Below are 13,699 nucleotides of genomic sequence, written 5' to 3' on the forward strand. Positions count from 1 at the left end.
AAACAGAATAAAGGAGAAACTTTCTACAGTTATCTCACAGTGGCTTAATTGATGTATTTTAGGAATTCATCTATCCGTCACCCATCCAAAGCGGATGAAGATGATTGTCGTCGCATTCTACACAGAATGATTGTTTTGTTTTGCAATATCTTGATAGTTCATTTGCCTGAACATGCCTAATTTTAAACCTGAAATCGTCACCGCCATTTCTTTACGGAAATAGGGAATTCGATACATCCAAGCAAAGCTTAAATCACGTAAACCACCTGCCCACCATAGGTCAGATTGGTAAAGTGGTGTGAGTAAACGACTTAAAAATTGATAGAAAGCTGTCGAACTTTGACGGTGTTGATGATACGTTTGCCAGAGTTGGACATAATCAAGGGCTTCATTTTTTCTTGCGCTTTGAACCGCTTGCCCCAAAGCCCATGCATCTAAAAGGGCCATATTTGCACCTTGCCCCAGTTGTGGACTCATGGCATGTGCTGCATCACCCATGACACCAATACGACCCTCACCAAACTTAGACAGTACTACATCACGATAATTTGCCGTCAACCATTGTGATTTTTGTTCAGGCTGGGCAATGACTTGTTCTAACCAATCCGCAGCAGGTTTCCAACGCTTAGACACTTGGTTTAACCAGTCAGAATGCGCTTGTGAATTGTGTAGAAAACTATTCAGTTGATGGCTGGGAAGACTCCAAAACACACTCGATAGTCTTTGCTTGGGTTCATGTGGCACTGTACCGGTCGGTAAGATGCCCATCATCATTTTAGAGCGATCATGAAACTGATGTAAAATTTCTGTATCTAATTCAAGGCATTCGGGAACAATTGTCCATTTGGCTCCCCAAGGATAAGCTTGATCAACCTTCACCCATTCTTTCGGTCTTAAGAGGCTGCGTGCGCCATTGGCAATGATCACAGCATCAAAAGCTTGATCAAATGATTCACCATCTTTTGTACCCGAAACCCGAACTTGATTGGATGTTTCTTTTAATTTTTGAATGTCGGTATTCATTTGCCAAGTAATGAGTTCGGAATATTCACGGCATTTATTTTCTAAAACATGACATAACGTTGCTCGATGGATACCGACACCATAAAAATCAGGATGCGCTTGTTGATAATGACTATTGACCAGTAAATTGCCACTCGGTAACTGACCTTTGAGCCCAGTGACTTTTGCACCCAGTCTTAAAATCTCATCTAAAAGGCCTAAATGCTCAAAAACAGCTAAACCAGAGGGCTGTAGTAACAGTCCTGCTCCGACAGGTTCAAGTTCTGAGGCTTTCTCTAAAATACTGACTTGAATATTTTGTCGAGCCAGTAAAATAGCAGTGGCTAACCCTGCGGTTCCTGCACCGATGATGGCGAAGTGGAGTGGGTGATTAGAAATCATAGATCGAATGATTTAACCATTGTCTAAAATGAATGCATGACGAATATCATCAGGTTTTTTTAATTGGTCGATGTTGATTTGAATGGAATCCTCTAACGAGCTTGCAATAATACTTTTTTCCCATGATTCATTTTGTAATTCAATAATTTGAGCATACTTTTCTTGTTCACTTGAAATTATTGTTAGCATAGAAAAAATGTAATCTCGATTTTTCTTTATTTGGTCAGATTAAACAAGATTACATTCATGCGCAAATTTTGTTTATAAATCTTGTATGACCTGTGCAAAATGCTGTTTTTCCACCATTTCCAAGAACTCATCGCCTAAGCGCTGACTTTCAGAAATACATTGGTTCCACATTTGAATGCGCTGTTTTTGGTCGAGCCCTTTGAGTGTGAAATCTTTACGATCGGGCAGGCGTCCTAAAGGTAAGCTCTGTAAATAGTCTTGGGATGGGGACAATAGCAGCGTACGGGCTTGATTTTCAGGATTGGCGTGACGTTTAAACAGCTTATCAAACCAACCGGGCGTAATGCTGTCCGTAAAGTGTGGATAAAGCACAATGCCTTGACTCTCAAAAGGCAGATCGATGTGATAGTCAATCAGACCACCATCACGATAACTGCCTTGTGGTGCATCTGGAATATCACGAATCGCGGCCATCACGCCTGGAATAGAGGCTGAGGCAATCAACCAAGGCAGAACGTTTGCAGCGGTGAGGCTGTGATAATGAGTGAGGAAATCATCTTCTACTTTAAATTGTTTGCCATTGCTGGGCTGACTAATCACTCGTTGCATAAAGTGGCGACTATGCTTTCGCGCAACAGCGGTTGTGCCGATGATACCTGCCACAGAGGCCAAGAGCGGGAGAACTTGGTCACTTTGGAAGATGTGTTGAGCCTTAATCGACAGTACCGCGAGGTGGTAATCGGGATGATTGACCAATTCCGCTTCTTTGCCTTGCACCAAGTCGAGCAGCATGCCACCGCAAATATCACTGACTTCTTGACGCTGCATTTTTTTGTCAAAATAGAGGTTGGTATAGAGTTCACCTAAACGTTCGGTACCTGCTTTTGCACCGTGCGCTAAGATGCTGGCAAAGCGCCAACTGCCAATGGACGAACCAATCAAAGTCCGTCTTTGTGGTGCACGGGCAAAAAACTCCCCAAAAATGGCTTGGTCTAAACCTTGAATCCCGATGCCTTTGGGCCCACCTGCGGCACCGGGTACAATATCGACCTGTTCAGCTTGTAAGCCTTCGCTTTGAATCAGTTGACGTGCTAATTTACCTGCACGAATGCTTAAAGCTGGAGGGTGTTTATGCAGGATTTGAGTCATCGTGATCATTCAAAATAGACAATATGTATTGTCATTTTAACTGGTGAGAGAATGAGCGCATTGGCAAAAGTGATCCAAGAATGACTTGGGAGTCACTTCCGACATAAAACCTAAACATAAAAAAGCCTGAGAGACTCAGGCTTTTAATACAGCAGAAAGCGTCTATTTAAACACGCGCCACACCGCCAGTAAGCTGGTGAGTACAATTAAAATCACTGAAATAAACCAAGGCGAGATAATCGCAATCGACAGCAAAATGGCCATGAGACTGCCAAAAATCCAACTGCGTTTCTGCTGATGCTCCATTTGTAGGCGCATACTTTGCAGTTCATTAAGCTGTTTAGCATGCCAAGCTGATTGGTTTTTGAGACCATTTAAGCTATCGACCAACAGCGTTGGGAAGTCTTGTGCCCCTAAAAGTAAATCTGGAATTTTTTGTCCCAGCTCTTTTAGGTTCTTTTGTGGATTCATTTGCGCTTTGATCCAATCGGTCAGGATTGGCTTTGCCAAACTCCAAATGTCCAGCTCTGGGTAAAGGTCTGTACCTAAACCCTCAACATGCACGAGGGTTTTAAGCAGCAGCATCAGCTGTGGTGGAATTTCCAAATGGAAGCGTCGTGCAATATCCATCACTTGAATCAAAATGCCCGCGAAGTCCAATTCATGCATAGGTTTGGACACCATTGGCCCGACCGTGCGACGCATTTCACGTGCTAGTGCATCTTGGTCTGTGCCCGGTGGAATCCAACCAGCTTGATGCACGATTTGAATCAGTTGCATAAAGTCGCTGTTCATGACCGCAAGCAGCATACGCGCCACGGTCATTTGGTCGTGCTTCGACAACTCACCCATAATGGCACAGTCTAGTGCAATATAGCGGGGTTGGCTTGGGTTTAGGGTTTCAACAAAGACATTGCCCGGATGCATGTCGGCATGGAAAAAGTTGTCACGGAAGACTTGGGTAAAGAAAATGGTTAAGCCTTTTTCCGCCAGATCTTTACGATCCATTCCCAGCTTTTCAAAGGTTTCAATGTCTGAAATGGGAACGCCCGTAATGCGTTCGGCCACCATCACGTCTTTGCTATCCATATAGACTTCAGGCACATACATCATGCTTGAGCCTGTAAAATAATGGCGCATACGACGGGTATTGTCGGCTTCTAAAGTCAAATCCAGTTCATTTAAAATGACCTGACGATAGTCCTGAATAATTTCAGATAAGTGCAGTGCACGCGCGGCTTCTAGGCGTTTTTCTAGAAAATCACCTAGCCATTCTAAAATTTCAAAGTCTTGTAAAATTTGACTACGAATAGCGGGACGGGTGACTTTCACCACCACTTCGCGACCATCATGTAAAGCGGCCGTATGTACTTGAGCAATCGAGGCTGCTGCCAAGGGTTGTTCGTCGAAGCGAGCAAACAGCGTGTTTACATCGGCTTTCAGTGAGTCTTGAATGCGTATTTTCGCCACATCAGAACCAAACGGTTTGACACGGTCTTGGAGTAAAACCAGTTGTTGTAACACTTCAGGTGGAATTAGGTCACGACGAGTAGACAGTAGTTGTCCCATTTTAATCGCCAGTGGTCCCATTTCCTCTAACGCTTGTTTGAGCTTCAGTGGATTTTTTCGTTCACGACTGGACCATGCCGCAGGGTGCATACGAATTACACCCAGCGCATGGCGCGCTTTTTCAGGCAATTCTTCCGCAGGAAACAACGTGTCGAGTCTATAGTGCGCGGCAATGCGCCAAAGTTCGAGTAAACGTGAAACGTGCGGAATCATATATGTAAATACCTAGTTTTGAGTTGAGTCTTGAGTGTCAATCTGTGCTTGAAGTTGTTGAATTTTGGCTTCGGCACGATCTAAGTTTTGATTAAAAATGCGGGTGTCTTGATGCAGATCATCCATTTGCCAACGCGGGGCAAATAGACCACTGTCTTCTTTCAAGGCATCTTCAGCAAAGAACAAATGACTTTGTAAGGCCTGTTTGATGTGCTTTGGTGTTATTTGAATTTTAGCCAATTCATGCGCCAAACTTGGGCCAATCCACGGGCTTAGATGCGCAGCCAAGTCAGGCTCAGCTTGTTGCATTATCCGTTGAATATCTTGTAGAAGGTGATAATCACCTTGCAGGGGGATATTGCCGACATCATCCGCCAGTAATAGCTTGAGCAGCTCAACTACATTGGCCACCGTTAAAGTTGCGGTTGCAGCGGTGTGAGACTGAGTTTGGTCAAAAGGGCGTTGTTCGAAAATGGACGCTGTTTCACTATGCCCCGTAACGGTAGGTTCTAAGCGCACTTTGGCTTGATCAAAGAACACATCTACAGACAGTTGTGGGGATGCGATCACCACACGTAACATCTTGCCTTGTAGTTCATTGAGCTGGATGCGAGTGATCGCATCCAAATTAATCACATGATGAATTAATCGTTCAACTGCACCGAGTGCCAGAATCGACCACATAATTTGCCCTTAAACGTTTAATTTTAAAGTTTAAAACCACGGTGTACAGCAACGATACCACCTGTCAGGTTGTGATAGTCGCAGTTTTGGAAGCCTGCATTTTCCATCATGCCTTTTAGCGTGCGTTGGTCTGGGTGCATACGAATGGACTCGGCTAAATATTTATAGCTTTCTGAGTCATTGGCAATAATTTTACCCATGATCGGCAGTGCGGTGAACGAATATAGATCGTACAGTTTTGAAAAAGGCTCAAACACAGGTTTAGAGAACTCTAATACCAGTAGGCGACCACCTGGCTTAAGCACGCGGTACATCGCTGCAAGTGCTGCATCTTTATCGGTCACATTACGTAGACCAAACGAGATCGTGAGTAGGTCAAAGCTGTTGTCTTCAAATGGCTCTAGGGTTTCAGCATTGGCTAATACGAAGTCAACATTTGTACAGCCTGCATCAATTAAACGATCACGCCCCACATTCAACATCGATTCATTAATGTCTGAAAGTACCACATGACCAGTAGGGCCGACTTCACGACTAAACACTTTAGCCAAGTCGCCTGTCCCACCAGCAATATCTAGCACGCGTTGACCACGGCGTACCCCTGACATATTGATCGCAAAGCGTTTCCATAGACGGTGAATACCAAAAGACATCAAGTCATTCATAATGTCGTATTTGCTGGCAACCGAGTGGAAAACTTCCGCCACTTTTTGAGCTTTATCTTCACTGCTTACCGTCTGGTAACCAAAGTGTGTGGTATTGCCGACGTTGCCTGTGTTAGCACCGCGAGGGAGATTGTATTTGGGTACAGAACCCGTCACTGGGGTATCAGTCAACTGTTGTTCTAATGATTTTTGCTGACCTTGCGCTGTGCCTTGGGGTAATGGTTCAGTTAAAAATGGACTCACTTTGTCTGTGTTTTGTGCCGACTCTTGAGTAGCGGTAGGCGTTTGATTTTCATTCGACATGGGAGTCACTCCTAACATAGCAATAGGGTAAATGTTGCAGTGCATGCATGATGACAGATTCTAGGACGTTGTACAGTAACCATCATGCAATTGTGCTGAATAATATACAGAAAAACAGCAGAGCAAAGCTGCTGCTGGCTTATTTTTATCAAGTCATTCGTTGAAATTTACTGAAAAGGATACAAATGTCCCGTATGGACTTTATCAATAATTTGACGTTCCACCGCAGTAAAGTCTTTCACAAATTTCTCCGCCGACTTTAGCGGTTTCATGGCCAAAAAGCCATCCTGCATAAATTCATACATGACATTGAAGTTATATTTGTTGGCCGTCCCTTTACACATCTTAAAAGCGGTATAGACCATAAAAGAGCGCATGTATTTATCGAGATTCTTACCCAATTGATCGAGTAAACACAACTGTTTCAAGCGTTCTTCGCCTTGTTCTAGTTTTAAGTAGGCTTGGCGCATCAAATCATCGCTTAAGGCTTCGGAAGGATGGTGATCTTTCAGCAATTGCATCGCCACTTGTTCATCCAGTCGCACCGCCAAAATCGCCAACTCAACCCCAGAGGTACCCGTTTTAATGGCATTTTCAGGAATTAATTTCTCCGCTTTGTGCGCATATTTGCTCAAGCGCGCAATTTGTCCTGCCAAAGCGTCAAAATCTGGGCCACCATATAAACGGTTGATAAAATATTCAGCCATCAAGAGGTTCTGTTTTTCTGCGAAAGCACGGTTATGCGTGCGTTGCATCCGTTGCTTTTGCCAGACTTGCACATCTTGTAAACGTTGGAAGAGCACCGAATCTTGATGATAATGCAATTGGTAATACTGTTCTAAAAGCTCATCGAGGGCGGCGAGTTTGGACATTTGCTGTCTCAGTTCTATTTAAAGATAGCTAAATCTTAGTGCGTGATGACGGAACTCGCTATGACAAAGTGACAAAAAAACTATTTATTTGTGGTCAGTTTGATGTAGAAGTAGTCAAAAGATACATATGAAAATCATCTAGACCATCATCTTTTAGGATCTAGTGATCTGATTAAATAGAAAAAAGGAGGGGGCCATGGATACAGAAACGATCGTCAGTACAGTGCTGAATGAAGAACAGCTTTCACTGGACTTAATTGAAGCGCAATATGCGTTGATGAATACCCGTGATCAGAGCAATGCAAAAAGTTTAGTGATTTTGGTCAGTGGAATTGAACTTGCGGGTAAAGGCGAAGCGGTGAAACAGCTGCGCGAATGGGTCGATCCGCGTTTTTTATATGTCAAAGCCGATCCACCGCATCTGTTTAATCTAAAACAGCCTTTTTGGCAGCCCTATACTCGATTTGTACCTGCCGAAGGGCAAATTATGGTGTGGTTTGGTAATTGGTATGGGGACTTGTTGGCTACGGCCATGCATGCTTCAAAGCCTTTGGACGACACTTTGTTTGATGAATACGTCAGCAATATGCGGGCTTTTGAACAGGACTTAAAAAACAACAACGTAGATGTCTTAAAAGTTTGGTTCGATTTGTCGTGGAAGTCTCTGCAAAAGCGTCTGGATGATATGGACCCGAGCGAAGTGCATTGGCATAAGTTGCATGGGCTAGACTGGCGCAATAAAAAACAATATGACACCTTACAAAAGCTACGTACGCGCTTCACCGATGACTGGCAAATCATTGATGGTGAAGATGAAGATTTGCGTAATCACAATTTTGCACAAGCAATTTTAACAGCGCTGCGACACTGTCCAGAGCATGAAAAAAAGGCCGCGCTAAAGTGGCAGCAAGCGCCGATACCGGATATTCTGACTCAGTTTGAAGCCCCTCAAGCTGAGGATGCAAACTATAAAGCAGAGTTAAAAAAACTCACTAAACAAGTGGCCGATGCCATCCGCTGTGATGACCGTAAAGTGGTGATCGCTTTTGAAGGTATGGATGCCGCTGGGAAAGGGGGGGCGATTAAGCGCATTGTGAAAAAGCTCGACCCGCGAGAATATGAAATTCATACCATTGCCGCACCTGAAAAGTATGAGTTACGCCGTCCTTACCAGTGGCGTTTTTGGAGCAAATTGCAGTCGGATGACATCACTATTTTTGATCGAACGTGGTATGGACGCGTTTTGGTAGAACGGGTAGAAGGCTTCGCAACCGAGGTGGAGTGGCAACGCGCTTATGCGGAAATCAATCGTTTTGAAAAAAACCTCAGCAACAGTCAAACCGTACTGATTAAGTTTTGGCTGGCGATTGATAAAGATGAACAAGCAGCGCGTTTTAAAGCCCGCGAAAGTACTCCGCATAAACGCTTTAAAATTACCGAAGAAGATTGGCGCAATCGCGACAAATGGGATGACTATTTAAAGGCAGCCGCGGATATGTTTGCACATACCGATACGGGTTATGCGCCTTGGTATATTATTTCCACCAATGATAAACAACAGGCCCGAATTGAAGTCTTAAGGGCAATTTTAAAACAGCTCAAAGCGGATCGCGATACAGATTAAAAAGCTTAAAAACGGTCATTTGAGCTAATGTGAGTTGGTTAAGTAGTTTCGTATTAACCTTTTAACCTGAGCTCGACAAAAATACGATACACGGAAATGTCATTTGCAACCTGCATGGTGTAAGTAAAATAATGTCTGCGATTTATTTTAATAAATCCAAAAAGAGAACAGGTTTTGCAGATGAAAATGGTTTTGCCTACTTTTCCCGAAAGAAAAGTAGGGCGAGCCTCTGGATAGTGATGAAATTGGATAAGAGCCTGATAAGACTCTGCCAAGATAGTTATTTTTCAATAAGTTGGTGGAATATTTGAGTCGATTTCAGGTTGCATTTTTAGTTCTTTATTGCGGAGTCTTACCGCTTAAAGTCTAATTTTTGGAGTTCGTTTGGTTCTTTTGTTTAGCCAAAAGAACCAAAAACATTTGTCATTCGCAAAACCTGTTCAATTTTTGTATATAAAACAACTTTTATTGCAAAAACAGTCCATTTTAAAGGCTGAGCAGGTTGCGAATGACGTTGTTGTGTATCGATGAGAATTTAGAGTTTAAAAAGACATGCCAGTCGGCTTTTTAGTGGACTGGCATTATGGTCATTTGACCGTTTTTTAGAGGCGGATTTAGTTCTTTAACTTAAGGGAATTTGAGTCACTGGCGCTGCAACAGGAATTCCTTGTTCAGCGGCTTGTTTCAGTTGAATGCCTTTGGCGAGCTTATACGACTCTTCCACATGGGTTTCCGCAATTTTTTTCATCACGACATAACCCAAGCTGGCCGCAATCATTTGTCCACCTAAGGGAATGAATTTGGTGACTTGTTTGGTGATGTATTTGGCTGCCATGTTATTGAGGGATTTCTTCACGGCTGTACGTGCCACCACCAGTCCAGAGAACTCCACGCCACGTTTACGCAGTTCTGACCAATGTATTTGCTTGGTTTCTGGGTCGTAGACACTGACTTGCTCTGGGGTTAAACCAAAGCGGGCGTTAATTTCGGGAATCAACTGCGACAATATGCCCACATCAATCACCACATCGAGGAAGGGGACTGGAATAACCGCTGCACCTGCGGAAAAATAGGCGCGCTTTTTGACTAAGTCCAAACATTCTTCGCGGATTTTTTCTAAATTTAAAGAGGGATCAATTTTTTCTGGAATGTGCTCTAATTTCATTTTCTAAATCCTAAAATATCCTGATTCACATTGATTCTAGTTTTGCTTAAAGTGCGTATTTTAAAGCAAATTTTAAATAGAAATATGTCATGAAAGTGACATAGACAGAACTAGAAGTATAGTCAATAATCTGTGTACTTTTGTAGATTTTTCATAAGATGGTTATTTGAGAGGAAACATGGCGATACACGTAATACAAAGTCAGCGTATTGATGTTCTGTTGCAGGCCATGCAAAAAACCGTCTTTAAACCAGCCAAAAATGCCTTTCAAGTGTTGCAAGCACAGCACTTTATTGTACCTTCACCTGCGGTTGAGGCCTGGCTAACACAAAAGTTGGCGGAGCAGCAGGGCATCAGTGCCAACACGCAGTTTCATCATCGTATTCGTGGTTTTCAATGGGCGGTTTATCAGTGGGTTTTGGTCGATCAAAAAGACGAAGTCCGTAAAGCGAATATTCCGCGATTGATTATTAAATGGCGCGTCTTCCAAGCCTTAAAAGAATTTATACAAGCTGAGCTGAATCCTTTAGAGGTTGCCCATCCGTTGTATCCGATTATTCAGCGGATCTATGCCAGTGCTGACCGTTTGCAACAGGGTATTGATAAACAGCTGAAAAAACAAAGCATGTTGTATTGGGTCGCGGAGCAGGTTTCACGGTTATTTAGTTTTTATATGGATTATCGTGGGTATTGCACCAAAGGTTGTCCAGCGCAAAATTGTCGTTGTCAGACGAATTGGTTACAAGCGTGGGGCAAGAATCAGCCGCTCGATTTGGAGCAGATGTTCTTTAAAACTCAGCAAGAACTCAGTGCTTTTCAGCTTAATCAAGCGCATGAATTGGAAGCGTGGCAGCGTTGGCTCTGGCAAGTGGTATTCCATGCTGACTTTGAACAAATTCAAAAGATTGATACTGCATTTTGGGACTTACTCGATCAAGCCGAGACCCGAGATGCTGCGCTTAAAAAGTTGCCTGCGCAGTTGGTGGTGTTTACTGTTTTAGATTTACCGCCAAAGCAATTGGAGTTTTTGCATCGATTGGGGCAATACCTCGATATCTTTATTTTTCACTATAACCCATCACAAGAGTACTGGGCGGACAGTGTCGATCCCAATTGGAAAGCGCGTTATGACGCACGGGTAAAGCAGCGTTTTATTGAAAAAAATCCAAATGCCAATGATGCCGAGATTCAGCAGTTTTTTGATGAGTTTACCCTCAATTTTAATGCAGAAACCCGAGAGTCTCGCCATCCTTTACTGACCCGATTTGGTAAACAGGCACGCGACCATTTCTCTTTACTTTCCAATCTTTCTTCAGGTGAAGATGGCGTATGGGCCGATGTCTTTGTTGATGAATATCCAGAAACTTTACTTGGTAAAATTCAGTCTGATGTCCTGTATTTGGTAGAACCTACGCAGCATCAGTATGCTTTGGCTGAACAAGATGATTCGATACAGATCCATGTCTGTCACTCCAGCCTTAGACAGCTTGAAGTCCTCAAAGATCAACTGACGCATTGGTTGGCTCAGGGCACGGCTGATGCACCGCGACGTCCAAGCGATATTTTAGTGTTGACGCCCAGTTTGACTGAGCTAGAACCTTTTATTCGCAGTGTTTTTGCGCCTCCTCCGCATGAGCGTGAAGCTTTGCAAAAGGGTCATCAACTCAGTAAAGACAGTATTTATCTGCCGATTAAGCTGGCAGGCGTGACTCAACTCGATGCCTTAAATGCATGGCGTGCTGTGTTGGGGCGGATGGTCTTGGTGCGGGGGCGTTTCAGTATTGAGGACTTTGCCGATTGGCTCAGTTTAAATGCAACGCAGCAACGTTATGGCTTAGACATGAATATGATTGAGCGGATGACGGAGCTGTTGATCAACGCGGGCTTTAAGCGTGGATTGGATGCTGAACATTTAAAACGCAGTTTGGCCGAAGGGGATGAAGACTATCGTTATAGTCTGAAGTTTGCCTTAGATCGTTTGGCTTTAGGCGTCGCTGTACCAGAGCATGTGCTGTTTCATGAGACCTTGAGCTATGCCCAAGTACAGTCGAGTGATTTTGAGCTGATTGGTGTTTTAATTAAAATTTATCAGGATTTCAAACACCGTTCCGAGTGGATGATCGCGCATGAAACTGGACAACGGACAACTGCGGAAACTTGGCTGAATCGTTTGATGGAAGATATTCGCGAGTTTGAAGCCGCAGGTGTCGAGTCTTTGGCCGCAGTGTATAAGATGGTCAAAAAACAAGAACGTATGCTGACCTTGGCGAGTTTCTATGACGAACACGACCATCATGCACTGCGCAGTTTAAGTTTACCTTTGCCTTATGTATTAGAAGAAATCCAAAAGACCTTAGAAGCGCAACTGGACTATGCAGAACCCACGGGGCAGATCACGTTTAGTCAAATTGGCCAGATTCGACCTGTGCCGTATAAGTTGATCGTGATGTTGGGCTTGGACAGTGGCAAGTTTCCCAACCGCAGTGCGCATTTGCCTTTTGACCTGATGGACTTGCTGAAGCCACAACTGGGGGATCGTTCCCGTTTGGAAGATGATCAAGGGGCTTTTCTAGATGCCTTGTTGTTGGCACAAGAGAACATATGGTTATTTTATAATGGCTTTGATATCAACGATGGTGAAGTCCGTGATCCGTCTACGGTATTGCAAGAACTGATTCAGCATATGGCCTTTATTGTGCAGCCTGACATACAAAGCAAGAGTGTCAATGCAACGGTTGATAAGCATGGTGTGACTGTCCCTGCACAGTTGGCATCGCTGTATCATGTCCATCCTTTATTGCCTTTTGATCCGCGTGGTTTTGAGTCTGAGCACAGTATTCGTTTTCAGGATCAATGGTTTCAGGTCGCGAAACAACTACAGTATGCATCGGGGCAACGGAGTAGTTGGGTTAACACGCCTTATCCAAAATTAGAGCAAGACATTCAGGTTCTTGACAGTCAGCAGTGGATTCAGGACATTACTTTCCCTGCAAGACTGTATCTCAAGACTTTAGGGGTGGAAAACTTAAAACCAGAAGAGATTCCTGCAACGCAAGAACCTTTACTCCTCGATGGGTTAGGACGTTATGCCATCCGTCATTTTTTACAACAACATGAAGCAGAAGCGGATGCCAATCTTCTGATGGATCAACTGCCGATTGGTAAAGTCCAAGATGGGGTCTGGCAAATGAGCGTGCTTGAGCAGCAGCGCTTGCTGACACGTTTACAACGCTATGCACGCGAGGCTACAGCCACGACCCAACAAGTCTGGAAGGTGAATGGACATTTGCAAATCAATGTCACCCTAGCCAAATACAGTGCTGAAAAATGGGTCAGTGTAGAAGCGTCTAGTGCTAGAGCAAAGCGCCGTGCCAAAGTTTGGTTAGAGTATTTATTATGGTTGGCTTATGTCAATTTGGGTGAGGGCGGACAGCAATATCAACGCATCGTGGTGTTTAGTGACCGAACCATTTTATGTACTGGTGTGAGTTCAAATCAGGCGCGTGAATGGCTCAAACCTTGGTTGAAAGCATGGGAGTATGCACAAACTCAGCCTTTGGTTTTACCTGCGGCCTTGTTACTGAAAATTGCAGAAAAAGATAAAACGCATGAATGGCAACTGAATGATCAGGAACAGATGGTGATTGCGGACATGGACGCCATTTATAAAGTGTGGGAAGAAGATGGTCGCTTTAGTGGTTTTTCAATGACTGAAAACGAAGCCAATAAAGCACACCGCGACTGGCAGTTTATTTTACAAGAGCAGGATGCCAAAGCATTACTTGCCCATGCCTGCGAGCAGTTTTCTTATGAACTATATCATCCGATATTTTTGCATCAGCAAAGCCTTGAGGACTAAGTC

The 13,699-nt window shown here is 43.8% G+C and carries 10 protein-coding genes; 2 read left to right on the top strand and 8 right to left on the bottom strand.

The annotated features are described in order from the left end of the window. Nucleotides 1–117: 117 nt before the first annotated feature. From MF4640_RS02080 to MF4640_RS02105, 7 genes are all read right to left on the bottom strand, one after another. Nucleotides 118–1,404: an FAD-dependent oxidoreductase gene (locus MF4640_RS02080; protein ID WP_078388538.1), complete on the bottom strand. Its 1,287-nt coding sequence runs from the start codon at nt 1,402–1,404 to the stop codon at nt 118–120. A gap of 12 nt (nt 1,405–1,416) precedes the next feature. Continuing rightward, complete coding sequence (locus tag MF4640_RS19380; protein WP_004692686.1) at nt 1,417–1,593, bottom strand: hypothetical protein; 177 nt, start codon at nt 1,591–1,593, stop codon at nt 1,417–1,419. A gap of 72 nt (nt 1,594–1,665) precedes the next feature. After that, on the bottom strand, nt 1,666–2,742 hold the full coding sequence (locus tag MF4640_RS02085) for a patatin-like phospholipase family protein (protein ID WP_078388539.1): 1,077 nt from the start codon (nt 2,740–2,742) through the stop codon (nt 1,666–1,668). A 162-nt stretch (nt 2,743–2,904) separates the two neighbouring features. After that, a complete protein-coding gene (locus tag MF4640_RS02090) occupies nt 2,905–4,524 on the bottom strand; it encodes an ABC1 kinase family protein (RefSeq protein ID WP_078388540.1) in 1,620 nt (539 codons plus the stop codon). Between the two features lie 12 nt (nt 4,525–4,536). Beyond that, complete coding sequence (locus MF4640_RS02095) at nt 4,537–5,208, bottom strand: SCP2 domain-containing protein (RefSeq protein ID WP_078388541.1); 672 nt, start codon at nt 5,206–5,208, stop codon at nt 4,537–4,539. Between the two features lie 23 nt (nt 5,209–5,231). Next, nucleotides 5,232–6,176, bottom strand: coding sequence for a bifunctional demethylmenaquinone methyltransferase/2-methoxy-6-polyprenyl-1,4-benzoquinol methylase UbiE (gene ubiE / locus MF4640_RS02100; protein ID WP_078388542.1), 945 nt, complete (start codon nt 6,174–6,176; stop codon nt 5,232–5,234). Between the two features lie 167 nt (nt 6,177–6,343). Next, on the bottom strand, nt 6,344–7,048 hold the full coding sequence (locus MF4640_RS02105) for an FFLEELY motif protein (RefSeq protein ID WP_078388543.1): 705 nt from the start codon (nt 7,046–7,048) through the stop codon (nt 6,344–6,346). A 196-nt stretch (nt 7,049–7,244) separates the two neighbouring features. On the opposite strand from MF4640_RS02105, the gene MF4640_RS02110 reads away from it, so the two are divergent. Continuing rightward, nucleotides 7,245–8,672 (top strand): phosphate--AMP phosphotransferase, encoded by a 1,428-nt coding sequence (locus MF4640_RS02110; protein ID WP_078388544.1) that lies wholly within the window; start codon nt 7,245–7,247, stop codon nt 8,670–8,672. 622 nt (nt 8,673–9,294) lie between these two features. On the opposite strand, the gene MF4640_RS02115 is transcribed toward MF4640_RS02110, so the two are convergent. Beyond that, nucleotides 9,295–9,837: a hypothetical protein gene (locus MF4640_RS02115; RefSeq protein WP_078388545.1), complete on the bottom strand. Its 543-nt coding sequence runs from the start codon at nt 9,835–9,837 to the stop codon at nt 9,295–9,297. 178 nt (nt 9,838–10,015) lie between these two features. Here MF4640_RS02115 and MF4640_RS02120 point away from each other — a divergent pair, with 178 nt between their 5' ends. After that, on the top strand, nt 10,016–13,696 hold the full coding sequence (locus MF4640_RS02120) for an exodeoxyribonuclease V subunit gamma (RefSeq protein ID WP_078388546.1): 3,681 nt from the start codon (nt 10,016–10,018) through the stop codon (nt 13,694–13,696). The last annotated feature ends 3 nt before the right edge of the window (nt 13,697–13,699 follow it).

Source organism: Acinetobacter sp. MF4640, assembly GCF_002018895.1.
GTDB classification, from domain to species: domain Bacteria; phylum Pseudomonadota; class Gammaproteobacteria; order Pseudomonadales; family Moraxellaceae; genus Acinetobacter; species Acinetobacter johnsonii.